Origin of the sequence: Enterobacter sp. KB-221C9, assembly GCF_041320715.1 — a bacterium.
In the GTDB taxonomy this organism is placed as follows: Bacteria; Pseudomonadota; Gammaproteobacteria; order Enterobacterales; family Enterobacteriaceae; genus Enterobacter; species Enterobacter asburiae_D.
Map to the genome: position 1 here is coordinate 393,359 of NZ_JBGIWG010000003.1, position 19,762 is coordinate 413,120.

20 protein-coding genes and 5 tRNA genes are annotated in these 19,762 nt (G+C 55.3%); 16 read left to right on the top strand and 9 right to left on the bottom strand.

Features of this window, described 5'->3' with window-relative positions:
• Positions 1-2: 2 nt before the first annotated feature.
• The 12 genes from tolR (at position 3) to pnuC (ending at position 7,182) form a co-directional block, all read left to right on the top strand.
• On the top strand, positions 3-431 hold the full coding sequence (gene tolR / locus AB8846_RS05990; RefSeq protein ID WP_003858589.1) for a colicin uptake protein TolR: 429 nt from the start codon (positions 3-5) through the stop codon (positions 429-431).
• A 28-nt stretch (positions 432-459) separates the two neighbouring features.
• Positions 460-1,746, top strand: a complete 1,287-nt coding sequence (gene tolA / locus AB8846_RS05995) for a cell envelope integrity protein TolA (protein ID WP_370732290.1) — start codon at positions 460-462, stop codon at positions 1,744-1,746.
• Between the two features lie 134 nt (positions 1,747-1,880).
• Positions 1,881-3,173 carry a Tol-Pal system beta propeller repeat protein TolB gene (gene tolB, locus AB8846_RS06000; protein ID WP_063143146.1) on the top strand — a complete coding sequence of 431 codons (1,293 nt, stop codon included), beginning with the start codon at positions 1,881-1,883 and terminating at the stop codon, positions 3,171-3,173.
• Positions 3,174-3,208: 35 nt separating this feature from the next.
• Positions 3,209-3,730, top strand: coding sequence for a peptidoglycan-associated lipoprotein Pal (gene pal / locus AB8846_RS06005; RefSeq protein WP_003858578.1), 522 nt, complete (start codon positions 3,209-3,211; stop codon positions 3,728-3,730).
• A gap of 9 nt (positions 3,731-3,739) precedes the next feature.
• Entirely contained in the window at positions 3,740-4,531 is a 792-nt protein-coding gene (gene cpoB, locus AB8846_RS06010) for a cell division protein CpoB (RefSeq protein ID WP_370732291.1), read from the top strand.
• 161 nt (positions 4,532-4,692) lie between these two features.
• A tRNA-Lys gene (locus AB8846_RS06015) sits at positions 4,693-4,768 on the top strand.
• A gap of 27 nt (positions 4,769-4,795) precedes the next feature.
• A tRNA-Val gene (locus AB8846_RS06020) sits at positions 4,796-4,871 on the top strand.
• 3 nt (positions 4,872-4,874) lie between these two features.
• Positions 4,875-4,950 (top strand) — tRNA-Lys (locus AB8846_RS06025).
• Positions 4,951-4,991: 41 nt separating this feature from the next.
• Positions 4,992-5,067: transfer RNA gene (locus tag AB8846_RS06030), tRNA-Lys, on the top strand.
• 31 nt (positions 5,068-5,098) lie between these two features.
• Positions 5,099-5,174: transfer RNA gene (locus AB8846_RS06035), tRNA-Lys, on the top strand.
• A 222-nt stretch (positions 5,175-5,396) separates the two neighbouring features.
• Entirely contained in the window at positions 5,397-6,440 is a 1,044-nt protein-coding gene (nadA, locus tag AB8846_RS06040; protein WP_331412986.1) for a quinolinate synthase NadA, read from the top strand.
• 22 nt (positions 6,441-6,462) lie between these two features.
• The gene (gene pnuC, locus AB8846_RS06045; RefSeq protein WP_331412985.1) at positions 6,463-7,182 is read left to right on the top strand and encodes a nicotinamide riboside transporter PnuC; all 720 of its coding nucleotides are present in this window, start codon (positions 6,463-6,465) and stop codon (positions 7,180-7,182) included.
• Here pnuC and zitB read toward each other — a convergent pair.
• Both zitB and AB8846_RS06055 read right to left on the bottom strand, forming a co-directional pair.
• Entirely contained in the window at positions 7,179-8,117 is a 939-nt protein-coding gene (gene zitB / locus AB8846_RS06050) for a CDF family zinc transporter ZitB (RefSeq protein ID WP_370732292.1), read from the bottom strand. The genes pnuC and zitB overlap by 4 nt on opposite strands.
• A gap of 106 nt (positions 8,118-8,223) precedes the next feature.
• Complete coding sequence (locus tag AB8846_RS06055; protein ID WP_331412983.1) at positions 8,224-8,604, bottom strand: protein YbgS; 381 nt, start codon at positions 8,602-8,604, stop codon at positions 8,224-8,226.
• A 304-nt stretch (positions 8,605-8,908) separates the two neighbouring features.
• Between AB8846_RS06055 and aroG the strand changes: the two genes are divergently transcribed.
• Positions 8,909-9,961 carry a 3-deoxy-7-phosphoheptulonate synthase AroG gene (gene aroG / locus AB8846_RS06060; protein WP_063143140.1) on the top strand — a complete coding sequence of 351 codons (1,053 nt, stop codon included), beginning with the start codon at positions 8,909-8,911 and terminating at the stop codon, positions 9,959-9,961.
• A 60-nt stretch (positions 9,962-10,021) separates the two neighbouring features.
• Here aroG and gpmA read toward each other — a convergent pair whose 3' ends face one another.
• The 7 genes from gpmA to modE form a co-directional block, all read right to left on the bottom strand.
• A complete protein-coding gene (gene gpmA / locus AB8846_RS06065; protein WP_023310804.1) occupies positions 10,022-10,774 on the bottom strand; it encodes a 2,3-diphosphoglycerate-dependent phosphoglycerate mutase in 753 nt (250 codons plus the stop codon).
• A 276-nt stretch (positions 10,775-11,050) separates the two neighbouring features.
• On the bottom strand, positions 11,051-12,094 hold the full coding sequence (galM, locus tag AB8846_RS06070; protein ID WP_370732293.1) for a galactose-1-epimerase: 1,044 nt from the start codon (positions 12,092-12,094) through the stop codon (positions 11,051-11,053).
• Entirely contained in the window at positions 12,088-13,236 is a 1,149-nt protein-coding gene (galK, locus tag AB8846_RS06075) for a galactokinase (RefSeq protein WP_029739550.1), read from the bottom strand. Before galK ends, galM begins: the two co-directional genes overlap by 7 nt.
• Positions 13,237-13,239: 3 nt before the next feature.
• Entirely contained in the window at positions 13,240-14,286 is a 1,047-nt protein-coding gene (galT, locus tag AB8846_RS06080) for a galactose-1-phosphate uridylyltransferase (protein WP_370732294.1), read from the bottom strand.
• Between the two features lie 9 nt (positions 14,287-14,295).
• Positions 14,296-15,312: a UDP-glucose 4-epimerase GalE gene (gene galE / locus AB8846_RS06085; RefSeq protein WP_024908784.1), complete on the bottom strand. Its 1,017-nt coding sequence runs from the start codon at positions 15,310-15,312 to the stop codon at positions 14,296-14,298.
• Positions 15,313-15,513: 201 nt separating this feature from the next.
• On the bottom strand, positions 15,514-16,986 hold the full coding sequence (gene modF / locus AB8846_RS06090; RefSeq protein WP_370732295.1) for a molybdate ABC transporter ATP-binding protein ModF: 1,473 nt from the start codon (positions 16,984-16,986) through the stop codon (positions 15,514-15,516).
• Positions 16,987-17,053: 67 nt separating this feature from the next.
• Entirely contained in the window at positions 17,054-17,842 is a 789-nt protein-coding gene (gene modE, locus AB8846_RS06095) for a molybdenum-dependent transcriptional regulator (protein WP_370732296.1), read from the bottom strand.
• A 127-nt stretch (positions 17,843-17,969) separates the two neighbouring features.
• Between modE and AB8846_RS06100 the strand changes: the two genes are divergently transcribed.
• The 3 genes from AB8846_RS06100 (at position 17,970) to modB (ending at position 19,760) form a co-directional block, all read left to right on the top strand.
• Positions 17,970-18,119, top strand: a complete 150-nt coding sequence (locus AB8846_RS06100) for an AcrZ family multidrug efflux pump-associated protein (RefSeq protein WP_008501118.1) — start codon at positions 17,970-17,972, stop codon at positions 18,117-18,119.
• A 178-nt stretch (positions 18,120-18,297) separates the two neighbouring features.
• Complete coding sequence (modA, locus tag AB8846_RS06105) at positions 18,298-19,071, top strand: molybdate ABC transporter substrate-binding protein (protein ID WP_370732297.1); 774 nt, start codon at positions 18,298-18,300, stop codon at positions 19,069-19,071.
• Positions 19,071-19,760, top strand: a complete 690-nt coding sequence (gene modB, locus AB8846_RS06110; RefSeq protein WP_032649484.1) for a molybdate ABC transporter permease subunit — start codon at positions 19,071-19,073, stop codon at positions 19,758-19,760. Before modA ends, modB begins: the two co-directional genes overlap by 1 nt.
• Positions 19,761-19,762: the final 2 nt, after the last annotated feature.

Here is a 19,762-nt window from a genome sequence, read left to right on the forward strand (position 1 = left end):
CCATGGCCAGATCGCGTGGACGAGGTCGTCGCGAGCTCAAGTCCGAAATCAATATCGTTCCACTGCTGGACGTCCTGTTGGTACTGCTGCTGATCTTCATGGCGACAGCGCCAATCATTACCCAGAGCGTGGAAGTGGATCTGCCGGATGCGACAGAATCCCAGGCGGTGAGCACCAATGACGATCCTCCGGTTATCATTGAGGTTTCCGGCGTAGGGCAATACAGCGTCGTGGTAGAGAAAGATCGTATGGATCAGCTGCCGCCTGAGCAGGTTATTGCTGAGGCACAGCGTCGCCTGGAGTCAAATCCGAAAACGGTCTTCTTAATCGGTGGCGCAAAAGACGTACCCTACGATGAAATTATTAAAGCGCTGAACTTGCTACATAGTGCGGGTGTTAAGTCAGTTGGCTTAATGACCCAACCTATTTGATCATCCGCGTAGTTTTTGGGAACCGATAGTGTCAAAGGCAACCGAACAGAACGACAAGCTTAAGCGAGCGATAATCGTCTCCGCAGTGCTGCACGTTATTCTCTTTGCAGCGCTGATCTGGAGTTCGTTCGACGAGCATATTGATGCATCAGCCGGCGGCGGTGGAGGGTCTTCCATTGACGCCGTGATGGTGGATCCCGGTGCGGTAGTACAGAACAATAATCGCGAGCAACAGCAGAAGGCGAGTGCCAAACGGGCTGAAGAGCAGCGTGAAAAACAGTCGCAACAGCAGGCGGAAGAACTGCGTGAAAAGCAGGCCGCAGAGCAGGAGCGTCTGAAGCAGCTTGAGAAAGAACGTTTGCAGGCGCAGGAAGCCGCGAAAGAGCAGGCGGAACAGCAGAAACAAGCCGAAGAGGCCGCGAAGAAAGCACAGGAACAGCAAAAGCAGGCGGAAGAGGCGGCAGCAAAAGCCGCAGCGGACGCCAAAGCACAGGCTGATGCCCAGGCAAAATTAGCGGCAGAAGCGGCCAAGAAAGCCGCTGCTGATGCTCAGAAGAAAGCTGAAGCGGAAGCCGCGAAGAAAGCCGCAGCTGATGCCCAGAAGAAAGCTGAAGCCGAAGCCGCGAAGAAAGCTGCTGCCGATGCTCAGAAGAAAGCGGAAGCCGAAGCCGCGAAGAAAGCCGCTCAGGACGCAGAGAAGAAAGCTGCTGCCGAGGCTGCGAAGAAAGCGGCTGCTGCTGAGAAAGCGGCTGCAGAAAAAGCTGCCGCTGCTGAAAAAGCCGCTGCCGATAAAAAAGCTGCAGCTGAGAAGGCTGCTGCCGATAAGAAAGCTGCAGCTGAGAAAGCCGCTGCTGATAAGAAAGCAGCAGCTGAAAAAGCGGCTGCCAAAAAGGCTGCCGCCGCTGAAAAAGCCGCTGCTGCCGCAGGGGTTGACGATCTACTGGGCGATTTGAGCTCCGGTAAGAATGCACCGAAAACGGGCGGTGGGGCGAAAGGAAACAACGCAGCGCCGACGGGAAGTGGTAACACTAAGAGTAACGGTGCGACAGGGGCTGAAATCAACGGTTATGCCGCGCAGATTAAATCCGCTATTGAAAGCCGATTCTATGATGCGTCTTCCTATACCGGTAAAACGTGTACGTTGCGTATAAAACTGGCTCCGGACGGCATGCTGCTCGATATTAAGTCTGAAGGTGGCGACCCGGCTTTATGTACTGCGGCCCTGGCTGCAGCGCGTCAGGCGAAGATGCCTAAACCGCCGTCTCAGGCAGTTTACGAAGTCTTCAAAAATGCGCCGCTGGACTTCAAACCTTAAGTTACATTTTCCCCGTGCAAACGGGGAAAAATAGACCAGGTTTAGTCACAGGGTTCTGGTAGTTTTGTCTATTTGAGTTTGTTAACATTCTGCTAAATTATCGCGGGTAAGGTTACCCAGATAAGGGAGATATGATGAAGCAGGCATTACGTGTAGCATTTGGTTTTTTAATGCTGTGGGCAGCAGTACTGCACGCAGAAGTACGTATCGAGATCACCCAGGGGGTGGACTCGGCACGCCCAATCGGTGTTGTTCCGTTCCAGTGGGCCGGTCCTGGCGCTGCACCTGAAGATGCCGGTGGCATCGTGGCGGCTGACCTGCGTAACAGCGGTAAATTCAACCCGTTAGATCGTTCTCGTCTGCCTCAGCAGCCGGGTAGCGCGCAGGAAGTACAGCCTGCGGCATGGTCTGCGCTGGGTATTGATGCCGTGGTTGTGGGTCAGGTTACGCCTAACCCGGACGGCTCCTACAACGTGGCCTGGCAGCTGGTGGATACCGGCGGTGCACCGGGTACCGTTCTGGCACAGAACTCTTACAAGGTCACTAAGCAGTACCTGCGCTATGCGGCACACGCTGCCAGCGATGCGGTATTTGAAAAACTGACCGGCATTAAAGGGGCGTTCCGTACCCGTATTGCTTATGTGGTGCAGACCAACGGTGGTCAGTTCCCGTATGAGCTGCGCGTATCTGACTACGACGGCTATAACCAGTTCCTGGTGAAACGTTCTTCACAGCCGCTGATGTCTCCAGCCTGGTCTCCGGACGGTTCTAAACTGGCCTATGTGACCTTCGAAAGCGGCCGTTCAGCGCTGGTTATCCAGACGCTGGCAAACGGTGCTGTTCGTCAGGTGGCATCTTTCCCACGTCACAACGGTGCGCCTTCCTTCTCTCCGGACGGGTCTAAACTGGCGTTTGCGCTGTCAAAAACCGGTAGCCTTAATCTGTACGTGATGGACATTGGCTCTGGTCAGATCCGTCAGGTGACCGACGGTCGCAGCAACAACACCGAACCTTCATGGTTCCCGGACAGTCAAAACCTGGCGTTTACCTCTGACCAGGCTGGCCGTCCACAAATCTATAAAGTCAACGTCAACGGCGGTGCTCCGCAGCGTATTACCTGGGAAGGTTCTCAGAACCAGAACTCAGACGTGAGCAGCGACGGTAAATTTATGGTAATGGTGAGCTCCAACGGTGGGCAGCAGCACATTGCCAAACAAGATCTGGTAGCGGGTGGCGTTCAAGTTCTGTCGTCAACGTTCCTGGATGAAACGCCAAGTCTGGCACCTAACGGCACTATGGTAATCTACAGCTCTTCTCAGGGGATGGGATCTGTGCTGAATCTGGTTTCTACAGATGGGCGTTTCAAAGCGCGTATTCCGGCAACTGATGGACAGGTAAAATCACCTGCCTGGTCGCCGTATCTGTAAATAATAATTAATTGATTACTAAAGGAATCATAGAAATGCAACTGAACAAAGTGCTGAAGGGGCTGATGATCGCTCTGCCTGTAATGGCAATCGCAGCGTGTTCTTCTAACAAGAACGCAAGCAATGACCAGAGCGGCGAAGGCATGATGGGTGCCGGCACCGGTATGGACGCGAACGGCAATGGCAACATGTCTTCTGAAGAGCAAGCGCGTCTTCAGATGCAGCAGCTGCAGCAGAACAACATCGTTTACTTCGATCTGGATAAATACGACATCCGTTCTGACTTCGCTGCGATGCTGGATGCGCACGCTAACTTCCTGCGTAGCAACCCATCTTACAAAGTCACCGTAGAAGGTCACGCGGACGAACGTGGTACTCCAGAGTACAACATCTCCCTAGGTGAACGTCGTGCTAACGCTGTTAAAATGTACCTGCAGGGTAAAGGCGTTTCTGCTGACCAGATCTCCATCGTTTCTTACGGTAAAGAAAAACCTGCAGTACTGGGTCACGACGAAGCGGCTTACTCCAAAAACCGTCGTGCCGTACTGGTTTACTAAGAGAATTGCATGAGCAGTAACTTCAGACATCATCTGTTGAGTCTGTCGTTACTGGTTGGAATAGCGGCCCCCTGGGCCGCTTTTGCTCAGGCACCAATCAGTAGTGTCGGCTCAGGCTCGGTAGAAGACCGGGTCACTCAACTCGAGCGTATTTCTAACGCTCACAGCCAGCTTTTAACCCAACTCCAGCAACAGCTCTCCGATAACCAGAATGATATTGACTCTCTCCGCGGTCAGATTCAGGAAAGCCAGTATCAGCTTAACCAGGTTGTGGAACGTCAGAAGCAAATCTTGTTGCAGATAGATAGCCTGAGCAGCGGTAGTGGTGCGCAAGCACAGCCAGCAGCAGGCGATCAGAGCGGTGCGGCGACATCCGCTCCGGCTGCGGATGCTTCTGCTTCTACAGGTGCGCCTGTACAGAGCGGTGACGCGAATACGGACTACAACGCGGCGATTGCCCTGGTGCAGGATCAATCTCGTCAGGATGACGCGCTTGCAGCGTTTCAGAGCTTTGTGAAGAAATACCCTGATTCCACTTATCAGCCAAATGCGAATTACTGGCTCGGTCAGCTGAATTACAACAAGGGTAAAAAGGACGATGCGGCGTTTTATTTTGCCTCCGTGGTAAAAAATTACCCGAAATCGCCAAAAGCGCCTGATGCGATGTACAAAGTGGGCGTCATCATGCAGGACAAAGGCGACACTGCGAAAGCCAAAGCGGTTTATCAGCAGGTGGTCTCTAAATTCCCGGGTACCGAAGGTGCTAAGCAGGCGCAAAAACGTCTGAATTCGATGGGATGATTACCGCATGACCAGAAATCGCGTTATTTCTGGTCGTGCAGCATGATTCGTAAGCAGTTAAGTGATCTTCATCGAAATTTTTGTTGCGCTGAATTCTTAAATCAGTAATATATGCCGCCGTTGCCACGGGATATCAAACAACGTGAAAACAGCGTAAAAGTGGGTCGTTAGCTCAGTTGGTAGAGCAGTTGACTTTTAATCAATTGGTCGCAGGTTCGAATCCTGCACGACCCACCACTTAACGCATTACCGGCAGTACAGAGTGGGTGATTAGCTCAGTTGGTAGAGCATCTCCTTTACACGGAGGGGGTCGGCGGTTCGAGCCCGTCATCACCCACCACTCGGGTCGTTAGCTCAGTTGGTAGAGCAGTTGACTTTTAATCAATTGGTCGCAGGTTCGAATCCTGCACGACCCACCAATTTTATTGGTTCCGAGTGATAATTCAGGCAATACCCAGATGGGTCGTTAGCTCAGTTGGTAGAGCAGTTGACTTTTAATCAATTGGTCGCAGGTTCGAATCCTGCACGACCCACCAGCCTGAATAAATTTGAAGTACATCCCGCAAGGGGTCGTTAGCTCAGTTGGTAGAGCAGTTGACTTTTAATCAATTGGTCGCAGGTTCGAATCCTGCACGACCCACCAGTGTAGAAAGGCGCCCTAAAGGCGCCTTTTTGCTATCTGCCGACGGTGCATGTCGGGTAAGGCGAAGCCGCCAGCCAACAAATGCTCCCCGCACCTATTTCCGGTGACTTTTCCGCTCATATTCGCTATCTTGTTTAGTATACAAAACACAATTGCCACGCGTTTTGCTATGTCATGCAAAAGAAAGGCAATATTGTTAAGCCAGTAAAACGAGAAGCCATAATGAGTGTGATGTTTGATCCTGAAGCCGCAATCTATCCGTTTCCGCCAAAGCCTGTCCCGCTGAGCCAGGATGAAAAGCAATTCTATCGCGAGAAGATCAAACGTCTTCTCAAAGAACGAGATGCGGTGATGGTGGCCCATTACTACACCGACCCGGAAATTCAGCAGCTGGCGGAAGAGACCGGCGGCTGTATTTCTGACTCACTGGAGATGGCACGCTTCGGTGCAAGACATCCCGCTTCCACGCTACTGGTTGCTGGCGTGCGTTTTATGGGTGAAACGGCAAAGATCCTGAGCCCTGAAAAAACCATTCTGATGCCCACGCTTAACGCGGAGTGTTCGCTGGATCTCGGCTGCCCGATTGACGAGTTCACCGCTTTCTGCGACGCCCATCCTGACCGGACCGTAGTGGTTTACGCCAATACATCCGCGGCGGTAAAAGCGCGGGCAGACTGGGTGGTCACGTCCAGCATCGCCGTTGAGCTGATTGAACATCTGGACAGCCTGGGCGAGAAAATTATCTGGGCGCCTGACCGTCATCTTGGAAATTATGTCCAGAAGCAGACGGGGGCTGACGTCCTCTGCTGGCAGGGTGCCTGCATTGTGCATGACGAATTCAAAACCCAGGCGCTGGCGCGCATGAAGGCACTTTATCCTGACGCCGCGATCCTTGTTCACCCTGAATCACCGCAGTCGATAGTCGACATGGCGGATGCCGTGGGCTCAACCAGCCAGCTTATCAACGCGGCCAGGACGTTGCCTCACAAGCAGCTCATCGTGGCGACCGATCGCGGTATCTTCTACAAGATGCAGCAGGCCGTGCCGGAGAAAGAGCTCCTTGAAGCGCCAACGGCGGGCGAGGGCGCAACGTGTCGCAGCTGTGCGCATTGCCCGTGGATGGCGATGAACGGCCTGAAGGCCATTGCCGAAGGGCTCGAGACAGGCGGTTCAGCACATGAAATCCATGTCGACGCCGCTCTGCGTGAAGGTGCGTTGATTCCGCTTAACCGCATGCTGGATTTTGCGGCTACACTACGTACTTAATTCAAAACGCCCCGGGGAAAAGATGGATTTTTTTAGCACGCAGAACATTCTGGTTCATATACCGATTGGTGCAGGTGGCTATGACCTGTCATGGATTGAGGCCGTTGGCACGCTGGCGGGGTTACTCTGTATCTGGCTCGCCAGCCTGGAGAAGATTAGCAACTATGCGTTCGGGCTCGTTAACGTCACGCTGTTTGCGATTATCTTCTTCCAGATCCAGCTGTACGCCAGCCTGCTTTTACAGCTGTTCTTCTTCGCCGCCAATATCTACGGCTGGTACGCGTGGTCGCGCCAGAACAGCCAGCAGGAGGCAGAGCTGCAGATCCGCTGGCTGCCCTTGCCGAAAGCCATCGCCTGGTTTGTCGCCTGCGTGGTCGCCATTGGCTTAATGACCGTCTATATCAACCCGGTGTTTGCGTTCCTGACCCGCGTTGCCGTTTCGGTCATGTCCGGTTTCGGCCTGAACGTGACGATGCCTGTCCTCCAGCCGGATGCCTTCCCGTTCTGGGATTCCTGCATGATGGTGCTGTCGATTGCGGCGATGATCCTGATGACCCGTAAATACGTTGAAAACTGGCTGCTGTGGGTCATCATCAACGTCATTAGCGTGGCCATCTTCGCCCTGCAGGGCGTCTATGCGATGTCGCTGGAATATCTGCTGCTGACCTTCATCGCGCTGAACGGCAGCCGGATGTGGATTAAAAGCGCGCGTGAGCGAGGTTCTCACGCGCTTTCCAGCTAGTGGTGATGATGATGTGAATGTCCGGACTGCGCCTCGTTAAGGTGGCAGTCCGGCCCGTTACAGGGCTGATACTCCATCTGGATAGTGACGTGGCCAATTTCGTAGTGATGTTCAAGAAAATGCTGGATGCGTTCAAGCAGCGCATCGTGGTCGTGAGGCGGGATCACCTGAACGTGCAGCGTCATGACCGGTTTTTCCCCCACCAGCCAGACGTGAACATGATGAACATTGCGTACTTCCGGGACTGAACGACGCAGGTTGCGCTTCAGCTCGTCAATATCCATTGATGCCGGTGCCCCTTCAAGCAGTTCATTCACGCTCTCCTTCAGCAGCCGCCAGGCGCTGCGCAAGACCAGACACGACACCAGCACGGACAGAATCGGATCGACAGGCGTCCAGCCGGTGTAGAGAATCACCAGCGCGGCGACAATCGCCCCGACCGAGCCGAGCAAATCACCCAGAACATGCAGAGCCGCGGCGCGTACGTTGAGGTTCTTTTCCCCGCTGCCGCGGTGCAAAATCCAGAAGGCCAGGATATTTGCCAGCAGCCCCGCCACGGCAATCACCATCATTGTCGCCCCGGCGATCGGCTGCGGGTGTCTGAAACGCTGTACGGCCTCCCAGACGATAAGAACGGTAATGACCACCAGCGCAATGGCGTTAACAAACGCGGCAAGGGTTGTCAGCCGCAGCCAGCCGAAGGTATGGCGCGCATTCGGAGGACGACGCGCAAACTGTACCGCCAGCAGGGCGAAGAGCAGCGCTGCGGCATCGGTCAGCATGTGTCCGGCATCGGCCAGAAGCGCCAGAGAGCCGGAAATCAGGCCGCCAATGACCTCGATAACCATAAACGTTGCCGTGACGCCAAAGGCCAGCATCAGTCGTTTAGCGTTGTCGTTGCCGGGAGTGTGCGAGTGGGAATGGGAGTGCGCCATGTCTGCTTTCCTGATGTGTTATTGTTTTTAGTGTAGCGTTTTTAATAGGTTACTCCAAAAAGAAAGGAGAGCCAGAGCTCTCCTTTTTCTTTCCGATCACAACCCGTTACTGGGTCGTGCCGTCGGTTTTGGTATTCGCGTCGTTTCCGACTTTGTCATTAGGATCCGGGCATTTGCCGTCCTTACACATCGAGTTCTTATGAACCTCATCCGAACTCATATTGTCATGATTCATGGTGCCGGAACCGCTGTCGTTGGGGTGCAGCATCGTGCCGCCGGTGTTGGTGTTACCGGTATTGATCTGGCTGTTGTCGACATTATTCGGGGCAATATTCTGTTTCGCATCTGGGGCGGGCTGGCCTGCTGCCGCAGCCGCATTCGCATCCCCGTTGCTGTCTGATGTGCCCGTTTCCGCGGCCAGGACGCTGCCGCTGGCCAGAGTGAGTGTGGCGGTCAGGAAGAGGGTTGCCAGTTTTGTCATTTTCATCATAGTGCTCCTGTTCTTGTCGTTACGCTGGATAACATTCTCCAACAGTGCATCTTTTTCAGAGGCGAAAGATTCCGCCTTACGGACTTACGTCAGTAGGGAATCGCGTTTAAGCGTGTAAAATTGGTTGTTACAGTTAAAAAGCTTAGGTTAGATCTCATTTTTCGCTATTTTGTGGCGATTTTTAGGCGAATTCCAGGAATTATCTGCGTGAAGTGTAAAACCGTGTTTACACTTCCTGGTCGACAAGATAGATTGAAAGGATTGCTTTCATTACTAAAGATATGGCAGAGCTGGAAAGAAAATGAATTATCAGAACGACGATTTACGCATTAAAGAGATCAATGAGTTATTACCTCCTGTAGCGCTCCTTGAGAAATTCCCCGCCACTGAAAATGCCGCAAACACGGTTTCTCATGCTCGTAAAGCGATCCATAAGATCCTGAAAGGTAATGACGATCGTCTTCTGGTGGTGATTGGTCCGTGCTCCATTCACGATCCTGCAGCCGCGAAAGAGTACGCCGCCCGTCTGCTCACCCTTCGTGAAGAGCTGAAGGACGAGCTGGAAATCGTGATGCGCGTCTATTTTGAAAAACCGCGCACCACCGTGGGTTGGAAAGGGCTGATTAACGATCCGCATATGGATAACAGCTTCCAGATCAACGACGGTCTGCGCATTGCGCGCAAGCTGCTGCTGGAGATCAACGACAGCGGCCTGCCTGCGGCCGGTGAGTTCCTGGACATGATTACGCCACAATACCTGGCAGACCTGATGAGCTGGGGCGCAATTGGTGCCCGCACAACAGAATCTCAGGTTCACCGCGAGCTGGCGTCCGGTCTCTCTTGCCCGGTGGGTTTCAAAAACGGCACTGACGGCACGATGAAGGTAGCTATTGATGCTATCAACGCAGCGGGCGCGCCGCACTGCTTCCTGTCGGTGACCAAATGGGGTCATTCCGCCATCGTTAACACCAGCGGGAACGGCGACTGCCATATCATTCTGCGCGGCGGCAAAGAGCCAAACTACAGCGCAAAACATGTCGCGGAAGTGAAGGTCGGGCTGGAAAAAGCCGGGCTGCCACCGCAGGTGATGATCGATTTCAGCCATGCCAACTCCAGCAAGCAGTTCAAAAAGCAGATGGAAGTGGGTGCAGACGTCTGTCAGCAGATTGCCGGCGGTGAGAAAGCGGTGATTGGGGTGATGATCGAAAGCCATCTGGTTGAAGGTAACCAGAACCTGGAAGGCAGCGAACCGCTGGTGTATGGCAAAAGCGTCACCGATGCCTGCATTGGCTGGGACGATACCGATACCATCCTGCGTCAGCTGGCGAATGCGGTAAAAGCGCGTCGCGGTTAATTCGAATGCAGAAATAAAAAAGCGCGGAAGGCTCCGCGCTTTTTTTATGCCTGGCGAAAATTACTTCGCTTTACCCTGGTTCGCGACAGCCGCTGCTTTCGCCGCGATCTCTTCTGCGTTACCCAGATAGTAGTGTTTGATTGGCTTGAAGTTTTCGTCGAACTCATACACCAGCGGTACGCCAGTTGGGATGTTCAGTTCGAGGATTTCGTCTTCACCCATGTTGTCCAGGTATTTCACCAGCGCGCGCAGGGAGTTACCGTGAGCAGCGATGATCACGCGCTCGCCGCTTTTCAGGCGTGGCAGAATGGTTTCGTTCCAGTAAGGCACAACGCGGTCGATGGTCAGCGCCAGGCTCTCGGTGGTTGGCAGCTCAGCGTCGGTCAGCTTCGCGTAACGCGGGTCGTGGCCCGGGTAGCGCTCGTCATCTTTGGTCAGCTCTGGTGGGGTGATTGCGAAGCCGCGACGCCACTGTTTTACCTGCTCGTCGCCATATTTCTCAGCGGTTTCCGCTTTGTTCAGGCCCTGCAGCGCACCGTAGTGACGTTCGTTCAGTTTCCAGGACTTCTCAACCGGCAGCCAGGCCTGATCCAGTTCGTCCAGCACGTTCCACAGGGTGTGGATAGCACGTTTCAGCACAGAGGTGTAAGCAAAATCAAAGCTGAAGCCTTCTTCCTTCAGCAGTTTACCTGCTGCTTTTGCTTCGCTTACGCCTTTCTCAGACAGATCAACGTCGTACCAACCGGTAAAGCGGTTTTCGTTGTTCCACTGGCTTTCGCCGTGACGCACCAGAACCAGCTTAGTAATAGCCATCTCTTACTCCTCAAGCATTTTTAGAATGATAACAATTCTCATTATATTGCCGTGGCCGTGCCACCAGCAACGCTTAACCCTAACCATAGCGAAAATAGTCTCTGAGTGTAAGATGCTTGTGAATCCATGGTTATGATTTTGTCTGCAATCGGCGCTATTTTCAGCAAAGCGCGCAGAAAAAAGCCCTCGTTGTGAGGGCTGACTTTTTTTGCCGGATGGCGCTTCGCTTATCGGGCAAGGAATCGTAGGCCCGTGCAAGCGTAGCGCCACCGGGCGTTAAGCGCGCGGAGTGAAATGATACTCGGTGACGCTCACGTACTCTTCACCCGGGCGCAGCACGCAGTCCGGCTGTAGCCATTCCGGATGGTTCGGGCTGTCCGGCAGGAACTCGCTCTCCAGCGCCAGGCCTTGCCAGTCGCTGTACTCATCGTGTTCGCGCGCCGTCGTGCCGCCGAGGTAGTTGCCTGAGTAAAACTGCAGGGCAGGGGCAGTGGTATAAACCGTCATCTGCAGTTTTTCATCCGCAGACCAGACCTGCGCGGCAGGTTGTTTCACATCGCCTTTTGCCTGCAGCAGGAAAGCGTGATCGTATCCTTTCACCTTACGCTGATCGTCATCGCTCAGGAAATCCTGGGCGATGGATTTCGCGCTGCGGAAGTCAAAGCTGGTGCCGCTCACGTCTTTGAGGCCCTGATGCGGAATGCCCATTTCGTCAACCGGCAGATACGTATCCGCCAGGATCTGCAGCTTGTGGTTACGCACGTCGCACTGGTTACCGTCCAGATTAAAGTACGCGTGATTGGTCAGGTTGACCGGACACGGCCTGTCGATCGTCGCACGGTATTCAATGGCGATACGGTTGTCGTCGGTCAGCGTAAAGCGCGCGAACGCGGTAAGGTTTCCGGGGAAGCCCTGATCGCCATCAGGCGAATCCAGCGAGAACAGCGCTTCCCCGTCGTTTTGACGAACAATCTTCCAGCGGCGCTTATCAAACCCGTTCGGTCCGCCGTGCAGCTGGTTCTCACCCTGGCTTGGAAGCAGGGGATACTGCACGCCGTCGAGCTCAAAACGGCTCTTCGCGATGCGGTTAGCATAGCGCCCAACGGACGCGCCCAGATAGGCGGACTGATTGACGTACTGCTCAGGCGAGGCGCAGCCGAGCAGGGTCTCGCGCACGCTGCCGTCCGGCATCGGTACGCGGGCAGAAAGAAGGGTTGCCCCCCAGTCCATCACCGTAACGACCATCCCCGCGCTGTTGCGCAGGGTTAACAGGCGATACGGCAGACCATCCGGTGCAAGAGTAGGCGTTTCGTTTAGCACTGTCCGGCTCCTTGTGATGCTTTGCAAACATAGAAGGTTTCTTTGATACCCGTTTTTGCTTCGTACTGCTTAGCAACGGCGTCCTGTACGGCAGGAACCAGCTCTTCAGGCACCAGCGCAACGATACAGCCGCCAAAACCGCCGCCCGTCATGCGCACGCCGCCTTTGTCGCCGATGGTGGCCTTGACGATGTCCACCAGGGTGTCGATCTGCGGAACGGTGATTTCAAAATCATCGCGCATGGAGGCGTGGGATTCCGCCATCAGCTCACCCATACGTTTCAGGTCGCCTTTTGCCAGCGCGGACGCGGCTTCAACGGTACGGGCATTTTCCGTCAGCACGTGGCGAACGCGTTTGGCGACGACCGGATCAAGCTCGTGTGCCACCTTATTGAACTCATTGAGCGTCACGTCGCGCAGGGCTGGCTGCTGGAAAAAGCGAGCGCCCGTTTCGCACTGTTGGCGGCGGGTGTTGTATTCGCTGCCCACCAGCGTGCGCTTAAAGTTGCTGTTGACGATAACCACAGCCGCGCCCTTCGGCAGAGGAACGGCTTTGGTGCCAAGTGAACGGCAGTCGATCAGCAGCGCGTGCTCTTTTTTGCCCAGCGCGGAGATCAGCTGGTCCATAATGCCGCAGTTACAGCCCACGAACTGGTTTTCTGCTTCCTGGCCGTTCAGCGCAATTTGCGCGCCGTCCAGCGGCAGGTGATAAAGCTGCTGGAACACGGTACCCACGGCGACTTCCAGAGACGCAGAGGAGCTTAAGCCCGCACCCTGCGGCACGTTGCCGCTGATTACTAAATCCGCGCCGCCAAAGTTCTTGTTACGCTTCTGAAGGTGTTTCACCACGCCGCGCACGTAGTTAGACCACTGCTGGCTATCGTGCGTCACAATCGGGGCATCGAGGGAAAACTCGTCCGTCTCATTGCCGTAATCCGCCGCAATTACGCGAACCTTACGGTCGTCGCGCTTTGCGCAGCTGATGACGGTCTGGTAATCGATGGCGCACGGCAGCACGAAACCGTCGTTATAGTCGGTGTGTTCACCGATCAGGTTAACGCGACCTGGTGCCTGGATAACGTGGGTGGCAGGGTAGCCAAATTTCTCAGCAAACAGGGATTGTGTTTTATCTTTCAGACTCATTTTTTAGACTCCTGATTCGCGATAGTGGACGTCGCTAACGGCACGCAGACGCTCTGCCGCCTGTTCCGCCGTCAGGTCACGCTGGGTTTCCGCCAGCATTTCATAGCCCACCATAAATTTACGCACCGTCGCAGAGCGCAGCAGCGGCGGATAGAAATGGGCGTGCAGCTGCCAGTGTTGATTCTCTTCGCCGTTAAACGGGGCGCCGTGCCAGCCCATGGAGTACGGGAAGGAGCACTGGAAAAGATTGTCGTAACGGCTGGTCAACTTTTTCAGCGCCAGCGCAAGGTCGTCGCGCTGCGCGTCGCTGAGATCGGTAATGCGCTGCACGTGCGCTTTCGGCAGCAGCAGCGTTTCAAACGGCCAGGCAGCCCAGTAAGGGACAACGGCCAGCCAGTGTTCGGTTTCCACCACGGTGCGGCTGCCGTCGGCCAGCTCACGCTGGGTGTAATCCACCAGCATCGGCGAACCGTTTTCCGCGTAATACGCTTTCTGCAGACGGTCCTCGCGCTCGGCTTCGTTAGGCAGGAAGCTGTTCGCCCAGACCTGGCCGTGCGGGTGCGGGTTAGAGCAGCCCATGGCCGCACCTTTGTTTTCGAACACCTGCACCCACGGATAGCTCTGCCCCAGCTCTGCGGTCTGCGCCTGCCAGGTGCTGACGACCTCTTTCAGCGCGTCCACGCTCAGCTCCGGCAGCGTTTTGCTGTGATCGGGCGAGAAGCAGATCACGCGGCTGGTTCCGCGCGCGCTTTCGCAGCGCATCAGCGGATCGTGGCTTTCGGGCGCGTCCGGGGTGTCGGACATCAGGGCGGCAAAATCGTTGGTGAAGACGAAGGTGCCTTTGTAGTCCGGGTTTTTATCGCCCGTTACGCGCGTGTTGCCCGGGCAGAGGAAGCAGTCCGGGTCGTGCTGTGGCAGCGTTTGTTTTGCAGGCGTCTCCTGCGCCCCCTGCCAGGGGCGCTTGGCGCGATGCGGAGAAACCAAAATCCATTGCCCGCTTAACGGGTTAAAACGACGATGCGGATGATCGACGGGATTAAATTGCGTCATGACGGATCCTTAGTCCGGATAGCCTTGCGGGTGGCGTGACTGCCAGTGCCAGGTATCCTGTGCCATTTCATCAAGCGTGCGCGTCACACGCCAGTTAAGCTCTTTGTCGGCTTTGGTGGCATCGGCCCAGTAAGCAGGCAGGTCGCCATCACGACGCGGGGCGAAGTGGTAGCTCACCGGCTTGCCGCAGGCTTTGCTGAAGGCGTTAACCACGTCCAGCACGCTGCTGCCAACCCCGGCGCCGAGGTTGTAAATATGCACGCCCGGCTTGTTGGCCAGCTGCTGCATCGCGGCCACGTGGCCGTCGGCCAGATCCATCACGTGGATGTAGTCGCGTACGCCGGTGCCGTCTTCGGTAGGGTAGTCATTGCCAAAAATCGCCAGCGAGTCGCGGCGGCCTACGGCAACCTGGGCGATATACGGCATCAGGTTGTTCGGGATGCCCTGCGGATCTTCACCCATGTCTCCAGACGGATGCGCGCCGACCGGGTTGAAGTAGCGCAGCAGCGCGATGCTCCACTCCGGCTGTGCTTTTTGCAGGTCGGTCAGGATCTGCTCCACCATCAGCTTGCTTTTGCCGTACGGGCTTTGCGGTGTACCGGTCGGGAAGCTTTCAACGTAAGGGATTTTTGGCTGATCGCCGTAGACGGTGGCGGAGGAGCTAAAGATAAAGTTTTTGACGTTGGCCGCACGCATGGCGGAGATGAGACGCAGGGTACCGTTGACGTTGTTGTCGTAATACTCGAGCGGTTTCGCAACGGATTCACCGACCGCTTTCAGACCCGCGAAGTGGATCACCGCTTCGATGGCGTGGTCGTGAAGGATCTCGGTCATCAGCGCTTCGTTGCGGATGTCGCCTTCTACGAAAGTAGGTTGTTTACCGCCGAGACGTTCAATCACAGGCAGTACGCTGCGCTTACTGTTGCACAGGTTGTCGAGGATGATGACGTCGTGACCGTTTTGCAGCAGTTGCACGCAGGTATGACTACCTATGTAACCGCTACCACCTGTTACCAGAACTCGCATATTTCGCTCCATTGGGCTTATGGTATGTAATAACCATAGCATAACAGAGTCGCGAAAAGTGTGACATGGGATAAAATAGTGGAATCGTTTACACTCGTTTTCACACTCGCTTTTGCAATGACTCCGAGCATTCTAGATCAAAGAGATAGCGATGTATTGATGCAAGTTATCTGAAAAAGAGGAGGGCAGAGCCCTCCACGGTTAATCGACGTTGCTGAGAAGGTAGCGATAGCCCTCACCGTCCGGAACAAATTCCAGGCGATGCGTGATGCAGGAGGGGGCATCTTCGGCATGATGTGAAACAAACAGCAGCTGCGTTTCACCTTCGCTAATCAGCACGTCCACAAAGCGGCGGATAAGCTGTCGGTTTAACGGATCCAGCCCCTGAAGCGGTTCATCCAGAATGAGCAGCGTAGGATGTTTCACCAGCGCGCGAACGATCAGGGCCAGACGCTGCTGCCCCCACGACAGGCTGTGAAACGGCGCGTCAGCGACCCGGTTGTCCATGCCCAGGATATCCAGCCACTGCTGGACCAGCTTGTGCTGTTTATCCGACACCGCCTGATAAATGCCGATGGAATCAAAATAGCCGGAAAGGATCGCGTTGCGAACCGTGGTACTGACCCGATAATCCAGATGCAGGCTGCTGCTGACGTAGCCGATATGTTTTTTAATATCCCAGATGGTTTCGCCGCTGCCGCGACGCCGACCAAACAGCGTCAGATCGTTGCTATAGCCCTGCGGGTGATCGCCGGTTATCAGGCTCAGCAGCGTGGATTTTCCCGCGCCGTTAGGGCCGACAATCTGCCAGTGCTCGCCAGGATTAACCGTCCAGCTTAGACGGTTAAGGATCGGGCGATCGTCATAAGAGACTATCCCATCGCGCAGCACTATGCGCGGCTGGTGGGGATCGAGCGCATGGCGGGCTGAAGGGGCGTCAGGTTCCGGAAGGGTAATACCGTCGAGTTGTTCACTGTGCGCGAGCTGGGCGATGAGCGCCTGCTTGAGCAGCGCTGTTTTTTCACCGGTCTCGGTCAGGTTACAGTCAGCCAGTACGCCTGCATGCTGGATAAAATCCGGAATTTCATCGAAGCGGTTAAGCACCAGCACCAGGGTATAGCCCTGCTGGTTAAGCGACTCCAGCAGGGACGCCAGCTGCGCACGGGACTGCACGTCAAGGCCGTCGAACGGTTCGTCGAGGATAAGCAGCTCGGGCTCGCTCATCAGCGCCTGACAAAGCAGCGTCTTCCGCGTCTCGCCGGTAGAAAGGTATTTAAAGCGCCGGTTCAGCAGGGCGGTGATGCCGAACCGTTCTGCCAGGCGCTGACAGCGGGCGGGATCTTTCACCTCATCCTGAATAATTTCCGCCGTCGTGCGGCCGGTATCTTCTTCGCCAGGGCTGAGTAAATCGGTGTTGTTGCGCTGCCACTCGTCGCTTACCAGCTTTTGCAGCTGTTCAAATGACAGGCGCGTCAGGCGCGTAAAGTCATTTTGATATTCCCCCTTAAGGAGGGTGAGCTCGCCGGCCAGCGCGCGGGCCAGCGCGGATTTACCGCTGCCGTTAGTGCCGACAAACGCCCAGCTTTCACCCGCGCGTATCGTCAAATCAGCAATCGCCAGCGTTCGGATATCGCTAAGACGAAACGTGCCTTGCGAAATATGCAATGATGACATGATTTATCCCTGTTTTTGCAGCAATAGATATCAGGGATACGCACTGTCGGCGCGATTGTCAATGCGCTCAGCACAATGTGGCGATAATCACCCTGTCTGCGTTGAACCAGGCGGTGACCACAGTACCTTCTTCTAAACCGTCCGCTTCGCTAAGCGGTATCGTCGCGCAAAGCGGTTGCCCGTCTGCCAGGGTCATCAGCACTTCGCACTGCGCCTGGCCGCGTTCAATATGGCTGATTGCACCCTGTAGCTGGTTATCGGCTGCCTTTGCCGCGTCGGGATCGCGCGTGATATTGACCCACGGTGCTTTCAGCAGCACCAGCACCTCTTTACCTTCATCCAGCTCAAGGCGCTCTGCGCTCTGCGCCGTGATTGCGGCTTTCAGACGGGTGGTGCCATCGGCAAGCAGGATCTCAATATGCTGCTGTACCTGGAGATTATCGCGCGCCGTCACCGTTCCAAACCACTGGTTGCGGGCGCTGGTTTGTAACGAGAAGCGGGAAATGGCGGCCAGCAAACTGTCCAGCGGAACGTTATCGTCGTCGCTCAACACGTCAAACGCTTTTTGCTGGATCTGTGCCAGCAGATCGTAAAGCTGAATAAGACGCTGGCCATAGCGCGTCACGATGGCTCCGCCGCCGCCTTTGCCGCCCGTGGCTCTGTCCACCAGCGGTTGTTCGCTCAGGGTGTTCATTTCGTTAATGGCGTCCCAGGCACTTTTGTAGCTAATGCCCGCGTTTTTCGCCCCCTGGCTAATCGAGCCCGTTTGTTCTATTTGTTTAAGCAGGGCGATACGTCGCGGATCGGCGAAAAGCTTTTGCTGAAGTCGTAGAGTGAGGAGAATTTCGGCCTGCATAACAGTGTCCTGGCAAAAAGAGTATTGTGGCCTAAATGGGGCAGGGCGCAAAGGGTACCGCACAAAAGGGGATGATTTTCTCACCTGAAAGGGTAGAATAAACCGTTCACAATATCTGGAGAAAACCATGTTAGAGTTGTTGAAAAGTCTGGTATTCGCCGTGATCATGGTACCAGTAGTGATGGCCATCATCCTCGGTGCCATCTACGGCCTGGGTGAAGTGTTCAACGTCTTTTCGAACATTGGTCACAGAGACCAGGCTAAAAAGCAGCATTGATTCCCCACAAAACGCCCGGCAAGTCCGGGCGTTTTGCTCTCAAGATTTCCTCACTTTCGCCGATAATATTTAACGCATCACACTGATTTACCCCTTCAGCGGTACGATTAAACGCTGGGATCTCCCTGACGTTACCGTTATATTAATATGTATATAACGCTACTCACAGGAGTTACAAATGGCACGTACATGGGTACGCCTTTTCGCAGGGGCAACGCTGACGCTTTCACTTACCGGACACGCGCTGGCAGACGAGGGTAAAATCACGGTCTTTGCGGCGGCGTCGCTGACCAATGCAATGCAGGATATCGCGGCGGCGTATAAAAAAGAGAAAAACGTCGAGGTGGTCTCCTCGTTTGCCTCTTCCTCGACGCTGGCGCGCCAGATAGAAGCGGGCGCACCGGCGGATCTGTTCATTTCGGCTGACCAGAAGTGGATGGATTACGCGGCGGAGAAGAAATCGATTGATGCGACAACCCGCGAAACGCTGCTGGGCAATAACCTGGTTGTTGTGGCGCCAAAAGCCAGCGCGCAGGCGGACATCACCATCAATAAAGAGACCAACTGGACGAGCCTGCTGAACGGTGGCCGTCTGGCGGTGGGCGATCCGGAGCACGTTCCGGCCGGGATTTACGCCAAAGAAGCGCTGCAAAAGCTGGGCGCATGGGAGACATTGTCACCGAAGCTGGCCCCGGCGGAAGACGTACGCGGCGCGCTGGCGCTGGTTGAGCGCAACGAAGCCCCGCTGGGCATTGTGTATGGCTCTGATGCCGTTGCCAGTAAAGGTGTAAAAGTGGTCGCAACGTTCCCGGAAGACTCCCACAAGAAAGTGGAATATCCTGTTGCGATTGTTGATGGGCATAAAAATGCGACCGTGACGGCCTTCCGCGATTACCTGAAGGGCCCGGAAGCGTCCGCAATCTTTAAACGCTATGGATTTACGACTCACTGATGATATTGACCGATCCTGAATGGCAGGCTGTTCTGCTGAGCCTTAAAGTCTCTTCCCTGGCGGTTGCGCTGAGTTTGCCCTTTGGGATCTTCTTTGCCTGGCTACTGGTTCGCTGCCAGTTTCCCGGCAAAACGCTGCTCGACAGCGTGCTTCATCTTCCGCTCGTTTTGCCGCCCGTGGTGGTCGGCTACCTGCTGCTGATTTCGATGGGGCGACGCGGTTTTATCGGCGAGAAGCTCTACGACTGGTTTGGACTGACGTTTGCGTTTAGCTGGCGCGGTGCGGTACTGGCGGCGGCGGTGATGTCATTCCCGCTGATGGTAAGGGCGATACGCCTCGCGCTGGAAGGCGTGGACATAAAGCTCGAACAGGCGGCCCGCACGCTGGGCGCAGGGCGCTGGCGCGTCTTTTTCACCATCACGCTCCCCCTGACGCTACCCGGCATTATTGTTGGTACGGTGCTGGCCTTCGCCCGCTCGCTGGGCGAGTTTGGCGCGACGATCACCTTTGTGTCGAACATCCCCGGCGAGACGCGAACCATCCCCTCGGCAATGTACACTCTGATTCAAACGCCGGGCGGTGAAGGCGCGGCGGCGCGGCTATGTATTATTTCAATCGTGCTGGCGCTGGCATCGCTAATGGTGTCTGAATGGCTGGCGCGGCTTAGCCGCGAGCGGATGGGGAAATAAGC